The 25,005-nt window shown below is 59.1% G+C and carries 25 protein-coding genes; 10 read left to right on the plus strand and 15 right to left on the minus strand.

What is annotated here, in order from left to right; translation table 11 throughout:
• Window positions 1–30: 30 nt before the first annotated feature.
• Together ASG35_RS13990 and ASG35_RS13995 are read right to left on the minus strand one after the other, a co-directional pair.
• Window positions 31–507 (minus strand): DUF2244 domain-containing protein, encoded by a 477-nt coding sequence (locus tag ASG35_RS13990; RefSeq protein WP_056358066.1) that lies wholly within the window; start codon window positions 505–507, stop codon window positions 31–33.
• 315 nt (window positions 508–822) lie between these two features.
• Complete coding sequence (locus ASG35_RS13995) at window positions 823–1,794, minus strand: methyltransferase domain-containing protein (RefSeq protein ID WP_056358069.1); 972 nt, start codon at window positions 1,792–1,794, stop codon at window positions 823–825.
• A gap of 133 nt (window positions 1,795–1,927) precedes the next feature.
• Between ASG35_RS13995 and ASG35_RS14000 the strand changes: the two genes are divergently transcribed.
• Entirely contained in the window at window positions 1,928–2,728 is an 801-nt protein-coding gene (locus ASG35_RS14000) for a ComF family protein (RefSeq protein ID WP_082508380.1), read from the plus strand.
• Between the two features lie 18 nt (window positions 2,729–2,746).
• On the plus strand, window positions 2,747–3,217 hold the full coding sequence (gene trmL / locus ASG35_RS14005) for a tRNA (uridine(34)/cytosine(34)/5-carboxymethylaminomethyluridine(34)-2'-O)-methyltransferase TrmL (protein ID WP_056358072.1): 471 nt from the start codon (window positions 2,747–2,749) through the stop codon (window positions 3,215–3,217).
• Between the two features lie 13 nt (window positions 3,218–3,230).
• On the opposite strand, the gene ASG35_RS14010 is transcribed toward trmL, so the two are convergent.
• The 4 genes from ASG35_RS14010 to ASG35_RS14025 form a co-directional block, all read right to left on the minus strand.
• Window positions 3,231–4,229 carry an NAD(P)H-dependent glycerol-3-phosphate dehydrogenase gene (locus tag ASG35_RS14010; RefSeq protein ID WP_056358074.1) on the minus strand — a complete coding sequence of 333 codons (999 nt, stop codon included), beginning with the start codon at window positions 4,227–4,229 and terminating at the stop codon, window positions 3,231–3,233.
• 22 nt (window positions 4,230–4,251) lie between these two features.
• Window positions 4,252–4,725 carry a protein-export chaperone SecB gene (gene secB, locus ASG35_RS14015; protein ID WP_056358077.1) on the minus strand — a complete coding sequence of 158 codons (474 nt, stop codon included), beginning with the start codon at window positions 4,723–4,725 and terminating at the stop codon, window positions 4,252–4,254.
• A 91-nt stretch (window positions 4,726–4,816) separates the two neighbouring features.
• Complete coding sequence (grxC, locus tag ASG35_RS14020) at window positions 4,817–5,077, minus strand: glutaredoxin 3 (protein WP_056358080.1); 261 nt, start codon at window positions 5,075–5,077, stop codon at window positions 4,817–4,819.
• Window positions 5,074–5,499 carry a rhodanese-like domain-containing protein gene (locus ASG35_RS14025; RefSeq protein ID WP_056358084.1) on the minus strand — a complete coding sequence of 142 codons (426 nt, stop codon included), beginning with the start codon at window positions 5,497–5,499 and terminating at the stop codon, window positions 5,074–5,076. Before ASG35_RS14025 ends, grxC begins: the two co-directional genes overlap by 4 nt.
• A 210-nt stretch (window positions 5,500–5,709) precedes the next feature.
• On the opposite strand from ASG35_RS14025, the gene gpmA reads away from it, so the two are divergent.
• The 5 genes from gpmA to ASG35_RS14050 all read left to right on the plus strand — a co-directional run bounded on the left by gpmA (window position 5,710) and on the right by ASG35_RS14050 (window position 11,936).
• Window positions 5,710–6,456 carry a 2,3-diphosphoglycerate-dependent phosphoglycerate mutase gene (gene gpmA, locus ASG35_RS14030; protein WP_056358088.1) on the plus strand — a complete coding sequence of 249 codons (747 nt, stop codon included), beginning with the start codon at window positions 5,710–5,712 and terminating at the stop codon, window positions 6,454–6,456.
• A gap of 369 nt (window positions 6,457–6,825) precedes the next feature.
• Window positions 6,826–8,403, plus strand: coding sequence for a S41 family peptidase (locus ASG35_RS14035; protein ID WP_056358091.1), 1,578 nt, complete (start codon window positions 6,826–6,828; stop codon window positions 8,401–8,403).
• A gap of 143 nt (window positions 8,404–8,546) precedes the next feature.
• Window positions 8,547–9,302 carry a HesA/MoeB/ThiF family protein gene (locus tag ASG35_RS14040; RefSeq protein ID WP_056358094.1) on the plus strand — a complete coding sequence of 252 codons (756 nt, stop codon included), beginning with the start codon at window positions 8,547–8,549 and terminating at the stop codon, window positions 9,300–9,302.
• 79 nt (window positions 9,303–9,381) lie between these two features.
• A complete protein-coding gene (locus ASG35_RS14045) occupies window positions 9,382–10,635 on the plus strand; it encodes an autotransporter strand-loop-strand O-heptosyltransferase (RefSeq protein WP_082508381.1) in 1,254 nt (417 codons plus the stop codon).
• 74 nt (window positions 10,636–10,709) lie between these two features.
• On the plus strand, window positions 10,710–11,936 hold the full coding sequence (locus tag ASG35_RS14050) for an autotransporter strand-loop-strand O-heptosyltransferase (RefSeq protein ID WP_056358101.1): 1,227 nt from the start codon (window positions 10,710–10,712) through the stop codon (window positions 11,934–11,936).
• Here ASG35_RS14050 and ptsP read toward each other — a convergent pair.
• From ptsP to ASG35_RS14090, 7 genes are all read right to left on the minus strand, one after another.
• Complete coding sequence (ptsP, locus tag ASG35_RS14055) at window positions 11,924–13,684, minus strand: phosphoenolpyruvate--protein phosphotransferase (protein ID WP_200945732.1); 1,761 nt, start codon at window positions 13,682–13,684, stop codon at window positions 11,924–11,926. The two genes, ASG35_RS14050 and ptsP, sit on opposite strands and share 13 nt — an antisense overlap.
• Before the next feature lie 192 nt (window positions 13,685–13,876).
• Window positions 13,877–14,146 (minus strand): HPr family phosphocarrier protein, encoded by a 270-nt coding sequence (locus ASG35_RS14060; protein WP_056358108.1) that lies wholly within the window; start codon window positions 14,144–14,146, stop codon window positions 13,877–13,879.
• A 50-nt stretch (window positions 14,147–14,196) separates the two neighbouring features.
• Window positions 14,197–14,685 (minus strand): PTS sugar transporter subunit IIA, encoded by a 489-nt coding sequence (locus ASG35_RS14065; RefSeq protein WP_056358111.1) that lies wholly within the window; start codon window positions 14,683–14,685, stop codon window positions 14,197–14,199.
• 302 nt (window positions 14,686–14,987) lie between these two features.
• Entirely contained in the window at window positions 14,988–15,947 is a 960-nt protein-coding gene (gene gshB, locus ASG35_RS14075; protein WP_056358117.1) for a glutathione synthase, read from the minus strand.
• 162 nt (window positions 15,948–16,109) lie between these two features.
• Window positions 16,110–17,399, minus strand: coding sequence for a glutamate--cysteine ligase (gshA, locus tag ASG35_RS14080; protein ID WP_056358120.1), 1,290 nt, complete (start codon window positions 17,397–17,399; stop codon window positions 16,110–16,112).
• Window positions 17,400–17,684: 285 nt separating this feature from the next.
• Window positions 17,685–19,157 (minus strand): ammonium transporter, encoded by a 1,473-nt coding sequence (locus ASG35_RS14085; RefSeq protein ID WP_056358123.1) that lies wholly within the window; start codon window positions 19,155–19,157, stop codon window positions 17,685–17,687.
• A 35-nt stretch (window positions 19,158–19,192) separates the two neighbouring features.
• Window positions 19,193–19,531, minus strand: coding sequence for a P-II family nitrogen regulator (locus ASG35_RS14090; protein WP_031364354.1), 339 nt, complete (start codon window positions 19,529–19,531; stop codon window positions 19,193–19,195).
• Between the two features lie 477 nt (window positions 19,532–20,008).
• Here ASG35_RS14090 and ASG35_RS14095 point away from each other — a divergent pair, with 477 nt between their 5' ends.
• On the plus strand, window positions 20,009–20,275 hold the full coding sequence (locus ASG35_RS14095) for an accessory factor UbiK family protein (protein ID WP_056358127.1): 267 nt from the start codon (window positions 20,009–20,011) through the stop codon (window positions 20,273–20,275).
• Window positions 20,276–20,389: 114 nt separating this feature from the next.
• Window positions 20,390–21,967, plus strand: coding sequence for a YifB family Mg chelatase-like AAA ATPase (locus ASG35_RS14100; RefSeq protein WP_056358130.1), 1,578 nt, complete (start codon window positions 20,390–20,392; stop codon window positions 21,965–21,967).
• A gap of 379 nt (window positions 21,968–22,346) precedes the next feature.
• On the opposite strand, the gene ASG35_RS14105 is transcribed toward ASG35_RS14100, so the two are convergent.
• Complete coding sequence (locus ASG35_RS14105; RefSeq protein ID WP_056358133.1) at window positions 22,347–22,892, minus strand: hypothetical protein; 546 nt, start codon at window positions 22,890–22,892, stop codon at window positions 22,347–22,349.
• A 172-nt stretch (window positions 22,893–23,064) separates the two neighbouring features.
• Between ASG35_RS14105 and ASG35_RS14110 the strand changes: the two genes are divergently transcribed.
• Window positions 23,065–23,598, plus strand: coding sequence for a peroxiredoxin family protein (locus ASG35_RS14110; RefSeq protein WP_056358134.1), 534 nt, complete (start codon window positions 23,065–23,067; stop codon window positions 23,596–23,598).
• Window positions 23,599–23,655: 57 nt separating this feature from the next.
• On the opposite strand, the gene ASG35_RS14115 is transcribed toward ASG35_RS14110, so the two are convergent.
• Window positions 23,656–24,987, minus strand: a complete 1,332-nt coding sequence (locus ASG35_RS14115; protein ID WP_056358137.1) for a sigma-54-dependent transcriptional regulator — start codon at window positions 24,985–24,987, stop codon at window positions 23,656–23,658.
• Window positions 24,988–25,005: the final 18 nt, after the last annotated feature.

Raw genomic sequence — 25,005 nt, forward strand, 5'->3', positions numbered from 1 at the left:
CCCCCGGAGGCGATTACCCGGCCACGCACATCAGTTGCAACACATCAGCCATGTGCGCAACTCGACCGCAAACTGCCTGCGCCGATGCTGCGCCAGATGAATCCCGACAGGCACCGACTGACCCCGCGACACCAGCGTGACCGGATCCCTCGGCCTCGCTCCCGGTTCGACCCGGACCCAGCGCGGGTTGAATTCCACTTGGGTCAGCGTTTCAGCGTCCATGCGCTCGATCAGAAGCCGGTCGTGAAACAGCAGGATTCGCTCGTAATCGACAGCATGGCGCGCGTAGATGACGAACGCGATACCAACCGCCAGCAATTCGATACCCGTAAAAGGCAGCACCAGCCAAGCGCCGGCCCAAACCAGCAAACTGGCAATCAGCAACGAAAACAGCGCCAGCGACACATAAAACGCTACGAACTGACGCGGCGACACCGAACAGTTCCGCTTGAACAACCAGTCCTTTACGACTGGCTCGGGGTCCATCAGCAGATCGGTTGCTTGCATCGCCGTCTCCCGCTTCAGAGTTGTTTCACCCGCGCAGCGCCAAGTGCCAATTCCTGTTCACGTGTTGCTCACCCGTCGCTAGGAATACGACGAAAATCATGCCAGCCAGGCGACAAACTGACGCATTATAGGCGCGTTGCCCAGCATCCACAAGCAAGGTGGCATACGCCGCAAAGCCAAGCAGCACAAGCTTCTGCGCCTTTTTGCCGCACCCTTTTCAACGCTTGTCAACGCGCGTATTCGAGCGGGTGCTGAGAACATTGCAAGTTCGTTTTGGCTGCGTTCCGGTGGCCCCGTCGCTGCAATTCGGCTTGTTCACTTGCTCCGCTTTGGGCCTCGTCCTATATCTTCCAGCCTGATTATTCCGTGCCCTTCCACTGTCATTCGCGGAACAGCCTTCCATGCGTGGCCGTAAATCACCTCGAAGGTCAGCGGTATGGTGCCGTCTTCACGTCGCCGGGATTCCAGCGCCGCGTGCAGCGCATCGCGTAATTCACGACCGTGTTGTCGTGCGCCCGTATCTACGGGAAAAGCACCCCAGCCACGTACATCCTTTAACAACGATTCCGGCGATTTGTACGTGATTGTCAGCACTTCCTGATCCATCACCGGGATTTCAAAACCGCTTTCGACCAGCATGTCGCCAAGGTCGTGCATATCGACAAATTCGATGGTGTGCCGCCGTGGCGCCAATCCCAGCGACTTTTCCGCCTGAGCGTACGCGCCGCTGAGTTCTTTCAGCGTGTCGGGGCCGAGCGAGCTGAACATCAGCAAGCCGTTCACCTTGAGCACGCGCGCCCATTCGGGGAACACGAGGTCGGGCCGCGCGTGCCATTGCAGCGCGAGATTCGACCAGAGCATCTCGAATGCATTGCCGGCAAAGGGAAGCTCGGCGAAATCGCCCTGCGCCAGTTGCGGTCCGCGCGCGCCGAATGCCTTACCCAGCGTGGCCGGCAGGAACCGGCGCCAGCCGGCGTTCGCTTCCGATTCAGCCGTCTCGGCCTGGTTCGCGCGGCCCAGCATTGCCGCCGATAAATCCAGCCCGATCACCGATGCATCCGCAAACCGCTCGCGCAAACCCGGCAAGTCTGCTCCTACGCCACAGCCTGCATCGAGAACCCGCACCGGCGCGACCTTGATGTACTCGAGCCGCTCGCGCATGCGGGCCGCGATCTCGCGCGGCAGGAATGCGACGTCGTCGAATCTCGCAGCCCGGCGATCGAAAATCTGCCGGATAAGGCGCGAATCGTAGGCCTCTCGGCCAGCGTTGGCGGAAGTTGGGGACATGACAGCCTGTTTTCTGAGAGTGCGAAGTATACTCGGTCGATTGTCAAAACGTTCAGCAAAACCAGACGCCACAACGGTTCGCTGGCGTTATAGCCAGTATTTCGGGTTGCTTTCGTGTCATTGGATCGGATTTATGAATCGACAAATTTTCGTGACGTTACGCGATTCCAATCCGGGTTCGAGCTTTTTACGAAAAGGCTTCGCGAACGCCGCGCGCTGGTTCGTCGGGTTCCGCGACATTGCTTTACCGAGTCAGTGTGCATTGTGTGGCAATTTGTCGCATGGAGTATTGTGCGACGGCTGCGATGAACAGTATTGGAATCAGGCACGCCTGCGTTGCGCGGTTTGTGCATTGCCCATGCCGTTGTCTACGAAACCGAGCGACCGCGCACGCGCTCCGTTGCTTTGCAGACTCTGCGTGGCCGAGCCTCCGCACTTCGATGCAACCATCGCGCTGGCCGATTATCGTGCGCCGCTCGATACCCTCGCGCTCGAGTTGAAGTTCCACGCGCGGCTCGCTAGCGCGGACGAATTCGCGCGGCAGTTGCGGGCCATCTTCGAAGACACGAATCTGACGGCGCCGGACGTTCTCGCGCCGGTGCCTTTATCGCCAAAGCGCCTCAGAACGCGTGGCTACAACCAGGCATGGTCTATTGCCAAGCCGTTGGCACGCCGGCTTGGCGCGCGGGCTGACGCAACGCTGATAGAACGTACACGCGATACCGCGCCGCAAGCAAAGCTCGATCTCGATACTCGCCGGCACAATGTCGGCGATGCCTTCAAAGTGCTGCGCGATGTTCGCGGCAAGCATGTAGGTGTCGTCGATGACGTCATGACTTCCGGCGCCACCCTCGACGCGTTGGCGCGCACGCTGAAAACCGCCGGCGCGCGCCGCGTCACCAATTTCGTCGCGCTGCGTACGCCACAAGACTAATTTTTCGAGTCATCGCTTATGTTCAATGTCGTCCTGGTCGAACCTGAAATTCCGCCGAACACCGGTAACGTGATCCGGCTTTGCGCCAACACGGGCGCACGTCTGCATTTGATCGAACCGCTCGGCTTTCCGCTCGATGACGCCAAGATGCGGCGCGCCGGACTCGACTATCACGAGTACGCGCAAATGCATGTGCATTCGAGCTGGGACGCTTTTATTGGCAAGGAGACGCCGGACGTGAACCGCATGTTCGCGTTCACCACGCGCGGTTCTACGCCGTTTTTCGGGCACGCGTTTCAGGAAGGCGACTGGTTTGTGTTCGGCGCGGAAACACGCGGTTTGTCGGATGCGGTACTTGGACAGTTCACGAACGACCGTCGCGTCCGATTACCAATGCGCCCTGGAAACAGGAGCTTGAATCTGTCGAACACGGTCGCGATCGTGACGTTTGAAGCGTGGCGTCAAACGGGCTTCGAGGGCGGCGAATAACGCTATACGCTTGTTATTCAGCTTTTGCGTCCCGGCTTAGCAACGCGTGAACGGCATCGCGAGGCGCGACGTTGTCGAACAAGACGCGGCACACTGCGTGGGTGATGGGCATATCGATACCGTGCGATTCGGCCAAGGCCAGCACGGCCCGCGCGCAACGCACGCCTTCCGCAACATGACCAAGCGCGGCAAGAATATCGGTCAAGGAGCGACCTGTCGCGAGCTGCATGCCGACCGTGCGGTTCCTCGATAAATCGCCGGTCGCCGTCAGTATCAGATCGCCGAGTCCGGTCAGGCCGTTGAACGTCTCCGCGCGGCCGCCCAGCGCCACGCCCAGCCGCGACATCTCAGCCAATCCGCGTGTGATCAACGCGGCACGCGCGTTCAGGCCGAGACCGAGCCCGTCGGCAATACCTGTCGCGATGGCAAGCACGTTTTTCACCGCGCCGCCTACTTCAACGCCGATGACATCGTCGCCGGTATAGATCCGCATTGCGCCATGGTGGAAAGCGGCGACAGTACGCTCGCCCAGCGCGGCCGATGCGCTTGCAACTGTCAGCGCAACAGGCAAGCCCTGCCCGACTTCGCGCGCAAAGCTTGGCCCGGAAAGCGTTCCGTTGCTCGCATGCTGCGGCAATTCAGCTGCGACGACCTCGTTCGGCAGGCATTGGGTATCGGCTTCGAACCCTTTGCATAACCACACAATATGCGCTGGGACGATGCCCGATTCGCGCATGGTCCGGCACAACGCGCGCAAACCCGCGACGGGCGCGGCGACTACGCAGAGCGCATCGCCGGCCACGCAGTGACGCAACGCGGAGGAAAGATCCGGCTCATACGCCAGCGACTCAGGCAGCATCACGCCGCGCAAATAGCGCTCGTTTTCATGAGAAACGGACAGGGACTCGATGAGCGCGCGATCACGCGCCCAGAGGACCGTGTTGTGGCGAGTGGCCAGATGGCCAGCCAGCGCGGTGCCCCACGCACCGGCGCCGAGAACGGCTACTTGCATGCCCGGCTCCGGAACAGGGGTTTTAGTTCAGCGTCGCGCCGTTCGCCACGCCTTCCTGGGCAGCGGACAACTGCGAGATACGTTGTTCGTACAGCGCCTGGAAGTTGATTTCCGCGAGGTGGATCGGCGGGAAACCAGCGCGCGTGATGGCGTCGGCAATGTTCGAACGCAGGTACGGGAACAGGATGGTCGGGCAAGCAATGCCAACGAGCGGATCGATCTGGTCGGCCGGGATGTTGCGGATATCGAAGATGCCGGCTTGCTTGGCTTCGATCAGGAACGCGACCTTGTCCGACACCTTCGCCGTCACAGTGCCGGTTACCAGCACTTCGAACACGCTCTCTGCCAGGCGCTCGGCTTTCACGTCCACTTCCACTTCCACCGAGGGCATGTCCTGCTCGAGGAAAATGCCCGGCGAATTGGGCTGCTCGAGCGACATATCCTTGAGATAGATGCGCTGGATGTTGAAGAACGGTTGGTTGTTGTCGTCAGACATGTTGATTCCCTTGATTATTTAAAGTGCAGTCCGCGGCTTTTCCGGTTTTTCCGGCTCAATGCCACGGACTGCTTTGCTGCCGGCAACGCGTTCAGGCCGCCTCGAGCAGCGGCATCAGGCCGCCCTTGCGATCGAGAGCGGACAGGTCGTCGTACCCGCCGACATGCGTTTCGCCGATAAACACCTGCGGCACCGTGCGTCGGCCCGTACGCGTCATCATTTCTTCACGTTTCGCCGGATCTCGGTCGATCAGCACCTTCTCGACGTTTTCCACGCCGCGCGACTTTAGTAGACGTTCGGCCATCTGGCAATACGGGCACACTTGGGTGCTGTACATGATTACTTTGTTCACTTTATGGCTCCTTGTTTCACGACCGGCATGCCGGCTTTCTGCCAGGCATCCAGTCCGCCTTGCAATACGTGGACCTCGGCGTAGCCTGCGTCGCTCACGATCTGGCTCGCCTTCTGGGACTGTTGCCCGGTCTGGCAAACGAGCAAGACCGGATTGCTCTTATTCTTCGCGATTTGGCCAACTTTTGCTTGAAGCTCCGCCAAACCGAAGTTTTTCGCGGCAGGAATGTGCCCTTGCGAGTATTCGGCGGCCGGCCGCAAATCGATGACCGAGGCGTTGCGCCGGTTGATCAGGAGAACCGCATCGGCTGGCGAAACGGCGCCCCTGCCGCGCCGCATAAGCGTTGGCCACAGCAGCAACCCGCCCGAAACGAGGAGGACCGCGATAAGTACAAGGTTGGTGTAATCGGTGAAAAACTTCACGTCGGGACCGCCGGATTGGGAGTGTGGAGAAAAGAAAAGCCGTAAAAAAATCGGGACAATCCAGCCATTATAAAATAACCGTTCTCCGTAAAGGCATCGGCCAATCGGCCTAGTTGCGCCGGAACGCATTGCCGCACAGAATCGATGCCAGTTTTCCTCATCTCGCTGTCTCTAACGGCTTCCCAACTAACCGACCTCTAAACGGACATCATGTACAAGCTAGTGCTCATCCGCCACGGCGAATCCACGTGGAACAAGGAAAACCGATTCACAGGCTGGGTCGACGTCGACCTGACCGAACAAGGCGTCCGCGAAGCGCAGCAAGCCGGCGTGCTGCTGAAAGAAGCGGGTTTCAGTTTCGATATTGCGTACACCTCGGTGCTCAAGCGCGCCATCCGCACGCTGTGGCACGTGCAGGATCAAATGGACGAGATGTATTTACCCGTCGTGCATTCGTGGCGGTTGAACGAGCGGCACTACGGTGCGCTCGCAGGCCTGAACAAGGCAGAGACAGCCAAGAAATACGGCGACGAACAAGTGCTGATCTGGCGCAGGAGCTACGACACGCCGCCGCCCGCGCTGGACCCATCGGATGAACGTACGTCGTTCAACGATCCTCGCTATGCCAAGGTCCCGCGCGAAGAATTGCCGCTGACCGAGTGCCTGAAGGACACGGTAGCGCGCGTGATGCCCATCTGGAATGAATCCATTGGGCCAGCCGTAAAGTCGGGGCGGCGCGTGCTGATTGCCGCGCACGGGAATTCCATGCGCGCGCTGGTCAAATATCTGGATGGCATTTCCGATAACGATATCGTCGGATTAAATATCCCTAATGGCGTGCCGCTCGTCTACGAACTCGACGAAAACCTTAAACCTATCAAGCATTATTATCTTGGCGACCCGGACGCCATTGCGAAAGCGCAGGCTGCGGTCGCAAAGCAAGGTAAAGCGGGATAAGCGGGATATCGGCTCTGCCGGTTATCCGGATTCCGGTTGCCGGCTCAGCCACAAGGGCGATGCGAGTTGCTGTAGGCTCGCATCGTCGCATTGCATGGTTGGGGCAAGCCAATTCAAAGGTTATTGGCGTTGATCACTGAGTTTTATTGGCAAATAAACCGTCATCAGGATTTTTCCCTAATTCGTAAAACCGGGCCTGACATTTGCGGAAGGATTACCGTTTTTAAAAATCGCGGCTTCCGAGAACAACTTACCCACCATGCCGGCGAGGACGTTTAAGCTGTGTTTAAGTCGTGGTCCAGGGCTTGCAGTTATACTGCCCAGTCAACCACGACGCAGCCTAATCCGCTTCCGACCGCAACAGACTCTATGCGAAAGAACCTGAAAAACATCGGCCTGATCGCCGCGGGCCTTGCTACCGGCGCATTTGCCACGCTGCAACTCTCTGCATCCGCCCAGCAAGCCGCCACCGCGCCTCTCCCGCTAGATCAACTACGGTTGTTTGCCGAAGTCTTCGGGCAAATCAAGCATGAATACGTCGAACCGGTCGACGACAAAAAGCTTCTCACCGCTGCCATCAAGGGAATGGTGTCCAGCCTCGACCCACATTCGTCGTATCTCGACAAAACCGATTACGAAGAACTCCAGGAGCAGACCAAGGGCCGCTTTGCGGGACTTGGGATCGAGATCTCGTCGGAAGACGGGCTGATCAAGGTGATCTCGCCCATTGAAGATACGCCCGCGTTCCGCGCGGGAATTCGTCCGGGCGACCTGATCACCCGTATCAATGACAAGCCGGTTCGTGGCATGACGCTGGACAACGCCGTCAAGCAAATGCGCGGCGAACCCGGTACCAAAGTCACGCTGACCATCTTCCGTAAGACCGACGACCGGACGTTCCCGATCACGGTCACGCGCGCGCTCATCCGCGTGCAAAGCGTGAAGATGAAGATTCCCGCGCCGGGTTACGGTTATATCCGTATCACGAGCTTCCAGGAACGCACGGTGCCTGATCTCGCTGCGAAGCTTCAGGATCTCGCCCGTCAGCAACCGGACCTGAAGGGTCTCGTGCTCGATCTGCGCAATAACGGTGGTGGTCTGCTGCAGAGCGCTGTCGGCGTGGCCGGTGCGTTTTTGCCGGACAATTCTGTGGTTGTCTCGACCAATGGCCAGATTGCGGACGCGAAGCAAACTTTCCGCGATACGTACGACAACTACCGTCTGCCGTCATTCGACACCGATCCGCTGAAGAACCTGCCGGAAGTGTTCAAGAAGGTGCCAATGGTCGTGCTGACCAACGCTTATTCGGCATCGGCATCGGAGATCGTGGCGGGTGCGCTACAAGATCATCATCGTGCGTTGATCGTGGGCAAGACCACGTTTGGCAAGGGCTCTGTCCAAACCGTCCGGCCAATGACCGCCGACACCGCTTTGCGCCTGACGACTGCGTACTATTACACCCCGAGTGGCAAGTCGATTCAGAACAAGGGCATCCGTCCTGACGTTCCGGTCGATCAATACGCTGAAGGTGATCCGGACGACGCACTCGTGACGCGCGAAGTGGATTATTCAAACCACTTGGCGAACACGCAGGATCCGAACGAGAAGAAGGAACAGGAAGCTCGCGAAGCCGACCGGCTTGAACAACTGCGTATCCTTGAAGAGCAGAACGACAAGAAGACGCCTGAACAGCGCCGGAAAGATCGTGAGAGAAAGCCTGTTGAATTTGGCAGCGCAGACGACTTCATGCTCAGCCAAGGCCTGAACAAGCTGGAAGGCAAGCCGGTTCAGGAATCGAAGTCGTACTCGGAGCGCAAGCTCGCGCAGGACAAACCAACACCGTCGGCATCGGCTCCGATCGTCGTGAAGCCTGCCTTGCCGGCTACGCCAGGATCGGACGCAGCTGCGCCTGCTTCGGCTCCGGTGCCGGCATCGGCTACGCAATAAGTTTGTTGTCCCTGTAGCTGAAACGCCGCCCCATGTGGGCGGCGTTTTCGTTTCCGCTTTCATCGCTGTCATCGCTTTCCAGCCTCGCGCTTAAAATAGGCGTTTCCTGACCCTCCTGCGGTCAACGCCTACTCGAGCACTCGATGAACGACGACCAGCTTCTCCGCTACTCACGCCATATTCTCGTCGATGAAATCGGCATCGAGGCGCAACAGCGCTTTCTCGAGGCGCGTGTGATGATCATTGGCGCGGGCGGCCTGGGTGCTCCGGCGGCGATGTATCTGGCCGCAGCCGGGATTGGCGAAATCACGCTAGTCGATGCCGATAACGTCGATCTCACCAATCTCCAGCGACAGATCGTCCATGTCACCGCGTCGGTCGGCGAACCCAAGGTGGACTCGGCGCGCAAGACACTTGCTGCGCTCAATCCCGACGTCAAGGTGAACACGGTTGCCGTGCGTGCCGACGCGCCATGGCTGAACGACAACGTTCCCAACGCGACCGTCGTGCTCGATTGCACCGATAACTTCGCCACTCGCCACGCCATCAACGCAGCGTGTTTCGCGCACGGCGTGCCGTTGGTTTCAGGCGCGGCTCTTCGCTTCGATGGCCAGATCAGCACCTTCGATTTTCGCTCTGCAGAATCCCCTTGTTACGCCTGCGTGTTCCCGCCGGACGAAGCATTCGAGGAAGTCGCATGCTCGACCATGGGCGTTTTCTCGCCGACGGTCGGCATTATCGGCACGATGCAGGCGGCGGAAGCGCTGCGTCTGATCGGCGGCTTCGGGACAACATTGCAAGGACGTCTGATGATGCTCGATTCGCTGCGCATGGAGTGGAACACGATGCGCGTTGCGCGGCAGGTGGATTGCCCGGTGTGTGGGTCGAATGACGGCTGATTTTCTCGATTAAGAATTTTCTAGTTCAGTTGAATCATAAATGAGTCTAATCTGACCGACCGTTTCAACGAGCGAAATAATGAGCGCAGGCACGAAGCCCAGTGAGGCAGGGAGGCCGGCAATGGAGGAAGGCCCGGCAGAGCCTGTATTTAGTGGTCCAGAAGGTATTCGTTTCGATTTCAACTATGGCTGTCGTGTGCAAGTCCCTGTCAGCGGCTGGCGCGTCAAGATGGTCGACACCGATACATTCACCGTTTTATTCAACGAGCATGTCGACGCCAACTCCGTAATTGCAAGCATGCGCAAGTACTACGTACGCTTCCTGGTTGAAGTGTTCGACGGTGCGCGACGAGTGTTTTCTCATACGTTCGACCCGGCAGGAAAACAAATCCGGCTCCGCATGCCGCCGTGGGCGCTCGGCGACACTGTTGCATGGTTGCCCGCAATCGATGCGTTCCGTGATAAGCACCGGTGCGAGGTGCACGTTCCCATGGGCGAACATCTGCAGGTTCTTTATCAGGAGGTCTATCCGCATTTGCAGCTCGCAACCGAAGCGCAGCTAGCCAAGCAAAACGTCACCTATTACGCCACTTACTATTTCGGTTGGATAACGCCATTTTTCGAGCGGGATCACCAGCCGACCGACCCGCGCATCAGCAGTATGCAGGACACCGTCGCGTATCAGCTTGGCGTGTCGCCGGGTGAACGCAAGCCGCCGCTCAGAGTTGCAGATACGGAGCGGCAAGTTGCCGAACGTTATGTTTGCATCGCGACCCAGGCGAGCCGGCAGCGTAAATACTGGAACAACCCAGACGGCTGGCCCGTGTTGATCGACTACCTGAAATCTCTTGGGTATCGGGTTCTTTGCATCGACCGGTATTGGCAATACGGTGACGATGAATTCACCAACACAATGCCGCAAGGCGCCGAAGATTTCACCGGCGATCGTTCTTTACAAGATCGCGTTGACATGTTGTTTCACGCAGATTTTTTTATTGGCTTGGGTAGTGGCTTGTCGTGGCTTGCGTGGGCGCTCGATGTGCCCGTAGTCATGATCAATGGATTCACTCACCCGTTGACCGAGTTTCATACTCCGTATCGCGTGATTAACTTTCACGTCTGCAATAGCTGTTTGAACGACACGGGAATCGAATTCATACCCGACGATTTTGGACGATGCCCCCGCCTGGAAGATAGCCCGAAAAGGTTTCAATGCACTGCATCGATCACACCGCAATTTGTGATGCAAGTCGTGGATCGTTTGATTCGTGACCAAAGTCGGGCGCGCGTTGCCAGCGCGATCGACTGCGACGAATCTGTGTCTCAAATTTAAGACTTCTCCAATTTTTCTGCGTATTCGGCGGCTCTATTGTGGGCGCTGAACTTTAAAAGCAATCGGAGCAACACGTGAGCGAGACAGCAAACGGAAGCACGCAGCGCGGCCGGACGGAAACCGAATTTGCACATCCCGGCCCATTGGCGTTGCACGGAGCGGAAGGCGTACGTTTCGATTTCAACTATGGATGCCGCGTGCAAGTGCCGGTGGATGGCTGGCGCGTTCGCATGACCGATCTCGATACGTTCAACGTCCTGCTCGACGAAACCGTGGAAGCCAACACGGTGGTCACAAGCCGTCGCAAGTACTTCGTGCGCTTCCTGCTCGAAGTGTTCGACGGTCAGCGCCTCGTGTTTTCCCACGCGTTCAACGCCGCCAACCAGAAGATTGCGATCCGCACAGCGCCGCTTGCTCTCGGCGACTCGATCGCGTGGATGCCGGTCATCGATACATTTCGCGAGCAGCACAATTGCGAACTCCACATGCCGTTGCAAGCGCATCTGCAACCGCTTTTCCGCGATGGTTATCCGCATCTGCATATAGAGACAGAGGAACAACTGAATAGCCAGGCCGACACGTTCTACGCAACGTACTACATCGGCTTGCTGAAACCATTCTCGGAACGAGATCATCAACCCACCGATCCTCGCGTCAGCAACATGCAGGACATGATTGCCTACCTGCTCGGCGTGCCCTGCGAAGAACGCCGCCCCAACGTGGTCATCGCCAATAAAACACGCACGATCAAGGAACGCTACGTTTGCATCGCGACGCAATCGACGGCGCAATGCAAGTACTGGAACAACCCGCGCGGCTGGTCAACGTTGATTGCGCATTTGAAAGCGCGCGGTTATCGCGTGTTGTGCATAGACAAAGAAAAGTCGTACGGCAACTCGGAATACACGAACGCGATGCCCGAAGACGCCGAGGATTTCACCGGCAACCGGCCGCTGCAGGAACGGTTGAGCCTCTTGCATCATGCGGAATTTTTTATCGGATTGGGGAGCGGCTTGTCGTGGCTCGCGTGGGCTGCCCGCACGCCAGTTGTGATGATCAGCGGGTTTTCGCATCCATCGGCGGAATTTCGCACGCCGTATCGCGTAATCAACTTCCACGGCTGCAATAGCTGCTTCAACGATACCACCGTCGAGTTCGACGCATCGGACTTCGCGTGGTGTCCACGCCGGGCAGATCCGGCGCAGCGATTTCAGTGCACCGCGATCATCACGCCCGAGTTCGTGATGCGCGTTGTCGATAACCTGATCGCCGACCGGACGCTGCCGGCTCAAGCCTTCTGAAGGACTGCCAAGGCAGCGAGCAATTCCGCGGGTTCGTACGCGGCGAGCACGTCCGCGACGGGCTTGTGCAACGCCTTTAAATCGGCGCGCAGGATCTCCTGTTTCACGACGAGCAACTGGCTGGGATGCATCGAGAACTCGGTCAGTCCCATGCCGAGCAAAAGGCGCGTCACGCTCGGGTCGCCAGCCATTTCGCCACATACCGAAACCGGAACGCCCGCCGCCTTTGCCTCTCGCAATGTGAACGCAATCAAGTGCAGCACAGCGGGATGCAGCGGATCGTAAAGATGCGCGACGGCGTTATCCGCGCGATCGATGGCCAGCGTGTACTGGATCAAATCGTTCGTGCCGATCGACAGAAAATCGAGCCGCTTCAAGAACAGGCGCACCGCAATCGCCGCCGCCGGAATCTCGATCATCGCGCCGACCTGAACGTTGCGGTCGTAATCGATGCCAGCGTCGTCGAGCTGACGTTTTGCTTCGTGAATCAGGTCGAGCGTCTGATCGATTTCCTGCGCGTGCGCGAGCATCGGGATCAGGATCTTCGCCCGGCCAAACGCCGATGCGCGCAAGATTGCCCGCAATTGCGTCATGAACATCTGCGGCTCGGACAAGCTCCAGCGGATCGCGCGCAAGCCCAGCGCCGGGTTTTGCGCGGTCTCGTAACCGTCGCCGCCGCTCATGGATTCAAGTGGTTTGTCGGCGCCGACATCGATTGTCCGAATGGTCACCGGCCGGCCGTTCATCAATTCGATAGCGCGCTTGTACGCCTCGAACTGCTCTTCCTCTTCCGGCAACTCGTCCTTGTGATTCATGAACAGGAATTCGCTGCGGAACAGGCCGACGCCCATCGCGCCGGCATCGAGCGCGGTCTTCGCGTCGTCGGGCAATTCGATGTTCGCGCACAAGTCGATCTTGGTGCCATCCAGCGTTTGCGTAGGCGAGAACTTGAGGCGCTGGAGCTTGCGTTGCTCGAGCACCTTCTCGCTTTGCCGGTACGAATATTCCTCCAGCACGATCGGCGCGGGATCGACGATCACAATGCCGTGATCGCCATCCACGATGATCAAATCGTTCTGCCGGATCAACGCGCTCGCTTGCTGCACGCCCACCGACGCCGGAATGCCCAGGCTGCGCGCGACAATCGCCGTGTGCGATGTGCGGCCGCCCAGGTCGGTGACAAAGCCCTTGAAGGCCTGCGTCTTGAACTGCAGCATGTCGGCTGGCGCAATGTCGTGCGCGACCACGATCATGTCGTTGTGCCCATTGGTCGCGGCGCCATCGACCACGAGCGTCGCCGTGGACGGCGCGCCGGCCAGCGCCTTCAACACGCGCTCGACAACCTGCTGGATATCGGCTTTGCGCTCGCGCAGATATTCGTCTTCAATATCGTCGAAATGACGGCTCAGGATTTCGAGCTGCTCGGTCAGCGCCCACTCGACGTTGTATCGGCGGGTGCGCACGAGATCGATGGTTTCGTGAACGAGCATGGCGTCGTTCAGGATCATCGAATGGACGTTGATGAAGGCGCCCATTTCGCTGGGCGCGTCGGCGGCGAGATCTTCACGCAGCGCGTCGAGCTCTGCGTGGACCTGCGCCTGAGCCGCGTGAAAGCGTTCGATTTCACCGTCGATACGATCCGGCTCGACCAGGTAATGATCGACGTCGAGTGCGGCGGCCGCGATCAGATAAGCACGGCCAATGGCAATGCCGCGGGAGACTGGAATTCCATGCAGCGTGAACGACACGCGCACCTCTCTGGTTATGGTGGATCGCGGTTGGCCGCATGCCTGGCTGCTGATACTTCAATCACAGCCCAGCAATGCAATTGCGCGCTCATTATAAATTCGAACGCGATGCCTCACCGTTTGCACTGCAGCAACGCATAAAAAAAGCCGCGTGGGAACGCGGCTTTCTTCGAAACATTCACTACGACAGGATCATTGACCTTCGCCAAACTTGTCGGCGATCAAGGCGAGAATGGCCTTCATGGCTTCGGCTTCGTCTGCGCCTTCGGTCTCGATGGTCACCGTACTGCCAATACCCGCTGCCAGCATCATCACGCCCATGATACTTTTTGCGTTGATCCGGCGGCCGTTGCGGCTCATCCAGATCTCGCATTGAAAACTTCCTGCCAGCTGTGTGAGCTTCGCTGATGCACGTGCGTGCAGGCCCAGCTTATTCACAATCGTTGTTTCTTGTTGCAGCATGATGCTCCGGGCGCTAGATGAAAGGGCTGACTCGTGCAGGTGCGTCGTTTTCAGTGACTGACTACTTTTTCGGGTTCGCTGGCTACCGCGGCCGTTTTCACGGCGCAGCTTGCCGCCGCGGCGGCGCTGGCCATTGCACATGGATTTGCGGGCGTCGATGCATCCAGTTCCTGAATGCCCTTCGATCCACCCTGCAGCGACTTTTCGGCAAGCGTCTCGAGCGGTGTCGTCCGGTAACACACGGCGCGCACGAGCATGGGCAGATTGACGCCGGCCAGGACGCGAACGGTATCGCTTGCCAGACTCTGCGCAATATTCGCGGGCGTTGCACCGAAAACGTCGGTGAGAACGACAGCGCCGTTCTCTTCCTTCAGACGATCGATTTCGGAACGCGCGAACGCACGCACCTCGACTGGATCGCAGTCCGGCATCACATCGATCACGCCGATGCGCGCGGGCAAACCGCCGTAAATGTGGGAAATACACTCACGTAGCGCCGAAGCGAACGGTGCGTGAGCAATGATCAGAATGCCAGCCATATCAGAGTGTGCTGCCCCAAAACGACGAGATACGTCGGAAATCGTGGGAACCTGCTTTTATATGCGTGCGCTCAAAAACACGCTCGCAAACATCGATCCGGATGCGAAAACAACGAACAAAGCGCATATTGCAAGCTTAGTCGGAATTCGCACGTCTTGCGCAGCGCAATATGAAACACGTTGCAGCAAGTTCTCACTTTCAATTTCGGGGCCGGATCGCGCCACGAAACGAATCTCATGAGTGGCAGATTGTAGCAGTCCGGACGGAATCAACCGCCCGGTCAGAACTCTGAAAGACGCCTCTAATTTCCAGCAGCACGCTCCAGTGCATCGATAAACATGCCCGCCACATCGAACCCGGTCTGGTCCATGATCTCCCGGAAGCACGTGGGACTCGTCACGTTCACTTCGGTCAGATAGTCGCCGATAGCATCGAGTCCGACGAGCAGCAAACCGCGATTGAAGAGCGTTTGCCCAAGCGTTTCCGCGATCTTGCGATCGTTATCAGTCAGCGGCTGCGCGCGTCCCAGGCCGCCGGCGGCCAGGTTGCCGCGCACTTCGTTGCCTTGCGGAATGCGCGCGAGCGAATAAGGCACCGGTTCGCCGCCGATAATCAAGATGCGCTTGTCGCCATCGGCAATTTGCGGAATGAACTTCTGCGCCATGACGCTGCGCGCGCCGTTGTCGCTCAGCATTTCCACTATCGTACCTAGGTTCATGCCATCCGCTTTCACACGGAACACGCCCATGCCGCCCATGCCATCGAGCGGCTTCAGGATCACATCGCCATGTTCCGCGTGGAATGCGCGGAGACGGTTGGCGTCGCGCGTCACCAGCGTCGGCACGACGAATTGCGGCCATTCGCCAATCGCGAGTTTTTCAGAGTGATCGCGGATTGCTTGCGGCTTGTTGAAGATGCGTGCGCCCGTGCGTTCGGCCAGTTCGAGCAGCCATGTGGACGTCACATATTCCATGTCGAACGGCGGGTCTTTGCGCATCAGAACGGCATCGAACTGCTTCAGATCGCGCAGTTCCGGCGTTTCGGCTGCGTACCACGGCGAACGCGCGGAATCCGCCACGTCGCCGACAATGGACACGCGCTGAACCAGCCCTTCGACCTTGCCTGAAACCCATGCCAGATGCTGCGGCTCGCACGCGTACAGCGTGTGCCCGCGACGCGCAGCTTCGGCCATCATCGCGTAGGTCGTGTCTTTGTAGATCTTGAAATGATCGAGCGGATCAGCGATAAAAAGGATGTCCATAAGCGTCCAGAATGGCCGTTCGGCCTTGGTTTATTCGGTAGAAAGCAGCAGCGGTCTGCAATACGCGATTTTTAACACGTTGCGTGCGTTCGCGCCTGACGTGCAAACGGCCGCAATTGCGTGCGGCCGTTGTATTCCTCGTTATGTTCCTGTTGCGACAGCTTAAACCTGAATGGCTTCCGGATCGGTCTTTTCCAGTTCGACCGATGCCGCCAGCAACCCAAGCCGCGCCACCACGCCATACATGTAAAAGCGGTTCGGCGGCGCCGCGCCGGGTTTCGCGTGCGCGTCGGGCAGCGCGGTGTGCTCGAAGCCGAGCGGCACGAAGTGCATGCCGGGCGCGTTCAGGTTCTGATCGCGATCCCGCGAATCATGCACACGATAAAACCCGCCCACCACATACCGGTCGATCATATAAACCACCGGCTCGGCGACCGCGTTTTCCACGCGTTCGAACGTATGCACGCCTTCCTGGACGATTACGTCGTGCACTTCCAGGCCGTCCTTGGCGTCGTTCATCTTGACGCGCTCGCGCTTGGTCAGCGCGGCGACTTCGCTTGCGTCGTGCACGGTCATCACGCCCTTGCCGTAAGTGCCGGCGTCGGCCTTGATCACCACGTACGGCTTCTCGCTGATTCCATATTCGCGATACTTCTTGGCGATCTTTTTCAGCACGCCGTCGATGGCATCCGCCAGTTCCTGCTCGCCCGTACGCGCCTCGTAATCCACGCCTTCAACGTGCGCGAAATACGGGTTGATCATCCACGGATCGATTTCGACGAGCTTCGAAAACTTCTTCGCAACGTCGTCGTAACAGGAAAAGTGATTCGATTTACGGCGCACCGCCCAGCCCGCATGCAGCGGTGGCAGCAGATATTGCTCGTGCAGATTCTCGAGCACCGGCGGAATGCCGCCCGACAAATCGTTGTTCAGCAGAATGGAACACGGATCGAAATTCTTCAGACCGAGTCGGCGCGGCGTGCGTTCGAGCGGCTCGAGCACGATCTTCTGCCCATCGGCCAACGCGATGGTGACAGGACCGTGAATGTTTTCATCGAGCGTGCCGAAGCGGATGTTCAACCCGGCCTGACGCATGATGGTGGCGAGCCGCGCAACGTTCTCGAGGTAAAACGCGTTGCGCGTATGGCGCTCTGGAATCACCAGAAGGTTCTTTGCGTCCGGACAGATCTTTTCGATTGACGCCATGGCCGCCTGCACGGCAAGCGGCAGCACTTCGACCGGCAGGTTGTTGAATCCGCCGGGGAACAGGTTTGTATCGACAGGGGCGAGCTTGAAACCCGCATTGCGCAGGTCCACGGAGCAATAAAACGGCGGCGTGTGTTCTTGCCACTCCAGCCGGAACCAGCGTTCAATGGACGGCGTCGCGTCGAGTATCTTCCGCTCGAGGTCGAGCAGGGGGCCGTTTAACGCCGTTACGAGATGCGGAACCATTGATGACTCGCGGACTTAAGAGGAAAGATTGTAGAGCAAATACTTCGCGTATTTGGGGATGAACTCCCTTTTCCCAAGCCTATTCGCATGGTTCGTGCCGCCTTTCGCGAACATTTCAGCGGATTCGGAATGCGCGTCGTGCACAAAACCGGGACAAAAAAATGCCCGCCTCAGGACGGGCGGGCAAAATCGCTGCGCTTATCTCGGAGCCATGTGTCATGGCTTGCAACTTCTTCGGATTGAAGCCCGGCCTCTCGCGCCCGGCCTCAACCGCATAAAACACTCTTATTCGACGTGTTCGCCATGCAGCGTCACGTCGAGGCCTTCACGTTCCTCTTCTTCCGTGACACGCAGACCCATGACCATGTCGATGATCTTCAGCAAGACAAAGCTCATCACGCCGCTGTAGACCAGCGTGGTCAGAACGCCCTTGGCTTGCAGCAGGATGCTGCCGTCGAAGCCGCCAATGTCCTTCACCGCGAAGATACCCGTCAGCAACGCGCCGAGAATACCGCCCACGCCGTGCACGCCGAACGCATCGAGCGAATCGTCGTAGCCGAGTTTCGTCTTGAGCCACGTTGCCGACCAGAAGCAGACCACGCCAGCCAGAATGCCGATCACGATCGCGCCGGTCACACCAACGAAGCCCGAAGCCGGCGTGATCGCCACCAGGCCAGCCACCGCGCCCGAGATGATGCCGAGCACCGAAGGCTTACCCTTTGCGAGCCATTCCGCGAACATCCAGCCAAATGCAGCGAACGCCGTTGCAATTTGCGTGGTGAGCATCGCGAAACCGGCACGGCCGTCAGCCGCCACTGCCGAACCCGCGTTGAAGCCGAACCAGCCGACCCACAGCATCGAAGCACCGATCAGCGAGAGCACCAGGTTGTGCGGCGCCATGACTTCGCGGCCATAACCAACCCGCTTGCCAAGTACCAGACAGCACACCAGACCTGCAATACCGGCGTTGATGTGAACCACCGTGCCGCCTGCGAAGTCCAGGATGCCGGCCGTTGCCAGCCAGCCCGTCGGTTCCCACACCATGTGCGCGACCGGCGAGTAGACGATGATCGACCACAAGGCCATGAACACGAGCATCGCGGAGAACTTCATGCGGTCAGCGAACGCACCTGCAATCAGCGCAGGGGTGATGATCGCGAACGTCATCTGATAGACGAAGTAGACCGATTCGGGAATCGTCGGCGCGAGGTGGCTGACGGTCAGCGTCGTGGCCTTGTCGCCCTTGATGTAGTTCATGCCGTGCAGGAACACGCGCGAAAATCCGCCGATGAACGAGTTGCCCGGCGTGAACGCCAGCGAATAGCCGACGACCGTCCAGATGATCGTGACCAGGCAGCAGATCGCGAACGACTGCATGACCGTTGCGAGCACGTTTTTCTTGCGCACCATGCCGGCGTAGAACAGCGCGAGGCCCGGGACCGTCATGAACAGCACGAGGGCGGTGGAGGTCAGCATCCAGGCGGTATCGCCGGAACTGATCTTCGATGAATCCACAGAGAACGGTTCTGTCGGTGCGGCCGGCGCTGCTGCTGCGTCCGATGCGCCCGAAGCAGGCGCTGCCGCCGATGCGGCCTGTACGTCAGATGCAAGCGCGGTGTTCGCGCTGACCGGCGACGCTGCGTCCGGCGCTGCGGCCGAAGCAGCCGCCGGCGCCGATGCATCCTGCGCCATCACGGTGCCGGCGCTCACTCCCAGCAGCGACCCCGCCATCAACAAGGACATCAATAATTTACGCATTCTTCTGTTTCCTCTTATCGCCGTTTCGTTTTTTCTTAGAGAGCGTCCGCGCCGGTCTCACCGGTGCGAATGCGAATGACTTGTTCGATCGGGGTGACGAAAATCTTGCCGTCGCCGATCTTGCCCGTGCGTGCCGCGCGCTCGACCGCTTCGATTGCCTGGTCGACGATATCGTCCGACACCGCTGCTTCAATCTTCACTTTCGGCAGAAAGTCGACCACGTACTCGGCGCCGCGATACAGCTCCGTGTGGCCCTTCTGGCGGCCGAAGCCTTTTACCTCGGTCACGGTGATGCCCGAGACGCCGATCGCCGACAACGCTTCGCGTGCTTCGTCGAGCTTGAACGGCTTGATGATTGCGGTAATGAGCTTCATGTATCCCTCGCGTGTGTGTCGAGCAGAGTTGGCGGGTTAGCGCCTCGCTCTGGTCCCATGCCTGATCCTGTGTTGCCTCGTGCCATCGCGAGCGGCGTCTGACGCGCCACGCCGCATTGCCCATCGCCCGGAAAAGCGCGTACGGACAAGGCCCGGGCCACATATGCAACTCGTATGCCATGCGAGCGTCCAAGCATGCTCATCAGGGCTTCGCGGGATGCTGGCCCGATCCATAGACCAGATGGCTAACGCTGCTTCCATGTGCTGGCGTGCACCGTGGATCGTTGCTAGAGTGCACGCAAGGTCCGGGGAGAAGTTCAGGTTTTTCATGCGCGGCGAAACGCCGCGTCACGGTGCGATCCAAGCGTTTCGGCTATCAACCAGCGAGGCGAAACGCACCAATTTGGATCATCGCGAATGCCGGGGCACTGAGCTAACAATGAATGCACTTTTATGGTGCGCAAGAGGAAAGACCGTATGAAACAACCAAACGACGTGTTCAATGACTTCCAGGCCAAGGTGAGCGAGTTGCTCAAGAATTCGCCGGCCAAAGACATTGAAAAGAATATGAAAGCGATGCTTTCGCAGGGTTTTTCGAAGCTGGATCTGGTAACGCGCGAAGAGTTCGATACCCAGACGCAAGTGCTCGTGCGTACGCGTACCCGACTCGAAGAACTCGAACGCCGCGTCGCTCAACTGGAAGCAAAGCTGGGTGGCGCAACGTCATCGAGTGCTCAGGACTGAGGTCTGAAAGTTAAAAGCGTGTCATCGGCCAAGCGAGCCATGATGTTGAATCAATAAACCGGCGCCCGCGTTTGCGTTTTGCAATCACGAGGCGCGGGCAGCGGGGAAAAAATCATGTCGCTTGCCGTGGTGCGCAGCCGCGCGCCCGCGCCTGGGCGCGCGCCCGAGGTGACCGTCGAGGTTCATCTCGCCAATGGATTGCCTTCATTTTCAATCGTCGGTTTGCCCGATCTCGAAGTTCGCGAAAGCCGTGAGCGCGTTCGCGCTGCGCTTCAAAATTGCGGCTTCGATTTTCCGGTTCGCCGGATCACCGTCAATCTGGCTCCCGCCGATCTGCCCAAGGAAAGCGGCCGCTTCGATTTGCCTATCGCGCTGGGCATTCTCGCGGCGAGCGGGCAGATTCCTGTCGAATCGTTACTGCATCGCGAATTCGCTGGCGAATTGTCGCTGACCGGTTCCATTCGTCCAATGCGCGGCGCGTTTGCAATGGCGTGCGGCGCCGCGCGGCAATATGCGGCCGCCGTGACGCCAAAAAACGGATCCGTTCGAGACACAGATTTGCGTATGCCTGAAATGTATCTTCCGGCGGCAAGTGCCTCGGAAGCGGCGCTCGTGCCGGGTATCGAGGTATTCGGCGCCTCGGATTTGCCCACTTTATGTGCACATCTGTGCGGTTCGGAAATTGACCGGCTCACGCCTGTTCGCACTGCGGCGCTCGATTCAGCGGCAGACCGGCGCAGGTCGTTGCCCGATCTCTCCGATGTGATCGGCCATCCCGGCGCACGACGCGCGCTCGAAGTCGCCGCCGCGGGTGGACACCATCTTCTGATGGTCGGACCGCCGGGCGCCGGAAAATCGATGCTCGCAGCGCGCTTGCCCAGCCTGCTGCCGCCCATGACCGACGACGAAGCCCTGTCCTCAGCCGCAATACTTTCGGCGAGCATGCTCGGTTTTACGCCGGCCCAGTGGCGTCAGCGGCCGTTCCGGGCACCGCACCATTCATCGAGTTCGGTCGCGCTCGTTGGCGGCCGAAATCCGCCGCAGCCAGGCGAAATCACGCTGGCGCATCTAGGCGTTTTGTTTCTGGACGAGTTGCCCGAATTCGACCGGAAGGTGCTTGAAACGTTGCGCGAACCTTTGGAAGCAGGCCGGATCACCATTTCTCGCGCGGCGCATCAGGCGGACTTCCCGGCAGCGTGTCAATTGGTCGCAGCCATGAATCCGTGTCCGTGCGGCTGGCGAGGCGACCCGAATGGCCGATGCCGCTGCACGCCAGAAATCGCAGCGCGTTATCTGCGGAAGCTGTCGGGACCGCTGCTGGATCGTATCGATATCCAGATCGAGCTGCCCGCGTTATCGCCGGCGGAGTTATCGGCGAGAAGCTCGGCGGTCGGTGAGACGAGCGCGGTTGTTGCGCGTCGTGTCGCCGCAGCTCGCGAGCGTCAGCTTCAACGCCAAGGCAAGACGAATCGCGAGCTCGATGGACGGGAAACGGACACGGTATGCCGCCTCGATGCAGCCGGGGAAAGCTTGCTGCGCGAAGCGAGTGAACGCTTTGGCTGGTCGGCGCGCGCGTACTACCGCGTGCTCAAGGTCGCGCGCACGATCGCGGATCTGGCGGCCGTTGAATCACCGACCGCCGGGCATCTTGCGGAAGCGATTCAATATCGGCGGGCTTTCACTGCGGTATAGGCTGCTCGCTGCGTGAAAATGGAAAGAAATCACCTGTCAAGACTTGACTTATACACACATGAACGTTCCTTGTTTCCCTAACGTCAGATCAAACCCTAAATCTGGTAACAATTCATAGACCTTTGATTTTCTTGAGTATTTTCGGGTGCCGCGAATGAAGGCAAAGTAAGGAAAGCCGCGTCGGGCGGGCGCTTGCGGCTCGCCATTCGATCTTTTCCACAAAGTTATCCACAGCCTCTGTGGATAGTTCGAAAAAGTGAGATAAATCTTAGTTTTAGCCTCAAAACCTTGCCCAGATTCTCAGCCGTGAAACGTTGTCGTGGCGTAAATCAGCTAGTGAAATGGCAACCAAAGCAGGGTTACTAATGCCGGCAAATACTTAATAAAGTTTAAACGACGAAAAGAACTGATCGACTTGCTCCGCGGGCGGCGCCTTGGTGGAGACGATCGCGAGTTGATACGCATGCATGCCCTTCGCGATAAAGCGCGCCCGAATCTGGCGCGTCTCCCGGTTCTGCCCGTCATCCCGCGTGCCGTTCACCGCGATTTCAGAACCGTGAAGCCGGCCACCTGCGGCGACTTCGATCTGAACCGGATGCGCGGCCGGCGCGGCGTTCACGTTGCGAGCCAAACCGTGCTGAAGGAAGTCGAGCGCTGCTTGCTGCGTGGCGGCGTCGCTATTGGGCAAGTCCACCGTTCCCACGGCGAACACCGCATCACCGGCTTCGGCGGTCTGCATCTTCATATGCATCGGCTTTCCGGCAATTTCGATGTCACGCGCGTCCGAGCGGGGTTTGGCGGGGAACGTGACTTCGTAGGCGTCGTCGTTGTTCTGGATCGTGCGCCAGTCATAAGCAGGCGTGCAGGCGAGCAACGCGACGGCGGTAAAGACCACGGACAACGAAGTTTGCAAAAATCGATTCATGGGAAAAGCGGAAGGAGAAAATGTAATTATCCGCTCCCCGAGTCGCCGGCGCTGCTGACCACTCAAAAGCGGCTTTTCAGCAGAAACGCATTTCTGAGATTGGGGCTAAAATGCGCAGCATCCGGTTACGCCGATGTATTTGCCCTTTTTATCGAGCACGCTCGAGGTTCACATGTCAGAGAATTCACAGGTTTCAACGCGGAGCAAAAGCCCGCTGCGCTACATCGTCATGGCGATTGTGGCGGGTGTGATTGCCTGTACCGGCTACTTCGCGTTTGGTGGGCAGCAACGCGTGCCGGACGCAACGTTCACCTTGTTGTCGGGGCAAAAAGTTTCTACTTCCACGGATCTCAAGGGCAAGGTCTACCTGATCAACTTCTGGGCGACGAGCTGCGAAACCTGCATGAAAGAAATGCCGGAAATGATCAACACGTATAACCGCTTCAAGGGCCGCGGCCTGGAATTCGTGGCGGTCGCCATGAACTACGACGCGCCAATGTACGTGAACAACTACGCACAAACGCGCAATCTGCCGTTCAAGGTCGCGATGGACGACGGCAGCGCCGCGAAGCAATTCGGCAATGTGCAACTCACGCCGACCACTTTCGTGGTGGACAAGAACGGCAAGATCCTGAAGCGTTACGTGGGTGAGCCGACGTTCGCGGAACTCGATGCATTGCTCGATAAAGCATTGAACGCCGCCTGATATTCCCCGCCTTCAAAGAAACGCCCGGCCAGTTCCAAGCCGGGCGTTTTTTATCGATCAATCTCCCTTCGCTGCAAGCCCGTATCGTTTGATCTTCTCGTAGAGCGTGGCCTTGCCCAGTTGTAGCCGATCGGCCGCCGCGGCCACCACGCCGCCGCATTGCTCTAGCGCCTCGCCAATCACCGCGCGCTCGAACTGTTCGGTACGTTCCTTGAGCGATTGCGTGGCGGCGTCGAGAGGAACGCCGGTTTCATCGACGATGCCGAGCACCATCCGGTCCGCCGCGTTCCGTAATTCCCGCACGTTCCCCGGCCAGTCGCGCTGCATGAGTTCCGCCCGCTGGCGGTCGCTCAGAAGCGGCGCGGCGCGCTCGTATCGCACGGCGGCATCGAGGAGAAAATGCTCGAAGAGCGGCACGACGTCTTCCCGGCGCTCGGCGAGCGGCGGCAGCGTGATCGTCACCACGTTCAGCCGATACATCAAGTCGCGCCGGAACGTGCCCGCCGCGATGTGTTCCTCCATATCGCCTTTGGCCGCGGCAATCACGCGGCAATTCGCGCGAATCGGCTGGTTCGAACCGAGCCGTTCCAGCACGCCGTCCTGCAAGACGCGCAGCAACTTGACTTGCAGCGCGAGCGGCATGCTTTCGATTTCATCGAGGAAAAGCGTGCCGCCCGACGCATGTTCCAGCTTGCCGATACGCCGTTTCTGCGCGCCCGTGAACGCGCCGGCTTCGTAGCCGAACATCTCGGATTCAAACATCTGCTCGGGCAGCGCGCCGCAATTCACGGCAATAAACGGCTTGTCGCGGCGCGGCGAGAGATCGTGGAGGCTGCGCGCAATCAGCTCCTTGCCCGCGCCGGTATCGCCGTTGATCAGCACGGACGCATCGGTCGGCGCCACGTTTGCGATCAGTTTGCGAACCTGTTCGATCGCGGGACTGCGGCCGATGATCCTCGGCGCCACGCTGCTTTGTCCCGCAAGTTCACGACGCAACGCGCGGTTCTCGAGCACCAGCTTGCGCCGTTCCAGCGCGCGGCGAACGGCTTCGATCAACCGTTCGGACGCAAACGGCTTTTCGATGAAATCGTATGCCCCGTCGCGCATCGCCTGGACGGCCATGGAGATATCGCCGTGTCCCGTGACGAGGATCACCGGCACTTCCGGCGCGCGTTCGTGACATTGCGCGAGCAAGTCGAGGCCGCTCGCGCCCGGCAAGCGGATGTCGCTGACGATCACGCCAGGAAAGCTGGCATCGATCGCGCGCGCGGCGCCTTCCACGCTGCCGAACGCGGCGACATCGAAACCGGCGAGCTGGAGACTCTGGACGCTCGCGCGCCGCACCAGTTCGTCGTCTTCGATAAAAATCACTTGAAGTCCTGCTGTCATGAATTCCTGCTCCTGCTT

It is taken from the genome of Burkholderia sp. Leaf177 (genome assembly GCF_001424345.1).
Lineage (GTDB): Bacteria > Pseudomonadota > Gammaproteobacteria > Burkholderiales > Burkholderiaceae > Caballeronia.

Bases quoted from the DNA above. Each gene is read 5' to 3' on its own strand.
- ASG35_RS14035 (WP_056358091.1), top strand. From the start codon at position 6,826: ATGCGAAAGAACCTGAAAAACATCGGCCTGATCGCCGCGGGCCTTGCT.
- ASG35_RS14100 (WP_056358130.1), top strand. From the start codon at position 20,390: ATGTCGCTTGCCGTGGTGCGCAGCCGCGCGCCCGCGCCTGGGCGCGCG.
- ASG35_RS14010 (WP_056358074.1), bottom strand. From the start codon at position 4,229: ATGCAAGTAGCCGTTCTCGGCGCCGGTGCGTGGGGCACCGCGCTGGCT.
- ASG35_RS14060 (WP_056358108.1), bottom strand. From the start codon at position 14,146: ATGCTGCAACAAGAAACAACGATTGTGAATAAGCTGGGCCTGCACGCA.
- ASG35_RS14090 (WP_031364354.1), bottom strand. From the start codon at position 19,531: ATGAAGCTCATTACCGCAATCATCAAGCCGTTCAAGCTCGACGAAGCA.
- ASG35_RS14110 (WP_056358134.1), top strand. From the start codon at position 23,065: ATGTCAGAGAATTCACAGGTTTCAACGCGGAGCAAAAGCCCGCTGCGC.
- ASG35_RS14040 (WP_056358094.1), top strand. From the start codon at position 8,547: ATGAACGACGACCAGCTTCTCCGCTACTCACGCCATATTCTCGTCGAT.
- ASG35_RS14045 (WP_082508381.1), top strand. From the start codon at position 9,382: ATGAGCGCAGGCACGAAGCCCAGTGAGGCAGGGAGGCCGGCAATGGAG.
- ASG35_RS13995 (WP_056358069.1), bottom strand. From the start codon at position 1,794: ATGTCCCCAACTTCCGCCAACGCTGGCCGAGAGGCCTACGATTCGCGC.
- secB (WP_056358077.1), bottom strand. From the start codon at position 4,725: ATGTCTGACGACAACAACCAACCGTTCTTCAACATCCAGCGCATCTAT.
- gshA (WP_056358120.1), bottom strand. From the start codon at position 17,399: ATGGTTCCGCATCTCGTAACGGCGTTAAACGGCCCCCTGCTCGACCTC.
- trmL (WP_056358072.1), top strand. From the start codon at position 2,747: ATGTTCAATGTCGTCCTGGTCGAACCTGAAATTCCGCCGAACACCGGT.
- ASG35_RS14105 (WP_056358133.1), bottom strand. From the start codon at position 22,892: ATGAATCGATTTTTGCAAACTTCGTTGTCCGTGGTCTTTACCGCCGTC.
- ASG35_RS14000 (WP_082508380.1), top strand. From the start codon at position 1,928: ATGAATCGACAAATTTTCGTGACGTTACGCGATTCCAATCCGGGTTCG.
- ASG35_RS14095 (WP_056358127.1), top strand. From the start codon at position 20,009: ATGAAACAACCAAACGACGTGTTCAATGACTTCCAGGCCAAGGTGAGC.
- gshB (WP_056358117.1), bottom strand. From the start codon at position 15,947: ATGGACATCCTTTTTATCGCTGATCCGCTCGATCATTTCAAGATCTAC.
- ASG35_RS14085 (WP_056358123.1), bottom strand. From the start codon at position 19,157: ATGCGTAAATTATTGATGTCCTTGTTGATGGCGGGGTCGCTGCTGGGA.
- gpmA (WP_056358088.1), top strand. From the start codon at position 5,710: ATGTACAAGCTAGTGCTCATCCGCCACGGCGAATCCACGTGGAACAAG.
- ASG35_RS14115 (WP_056358137.1), bottom strand. From the start codon at position 24,987: ATGACAGCAGGACTTCAAGTGATTTTTATCGAAGACGACGAACTGGTG.
- ASG35_RS13990 (WP_056358066.1), bottom strand. From the start codon at position 507: ATGCAAGCAACCGATCTGCTGATGGACCCCGAGCCAGTCGTAAAGGAC.
- ASG35_RS14065 (WP_056358111.1), bottom strand. From the start codon at position 14,685: ATGGCTGGCATTCTGATCATTGCTCACGCACCGTTCGCTTCGGCGCTA.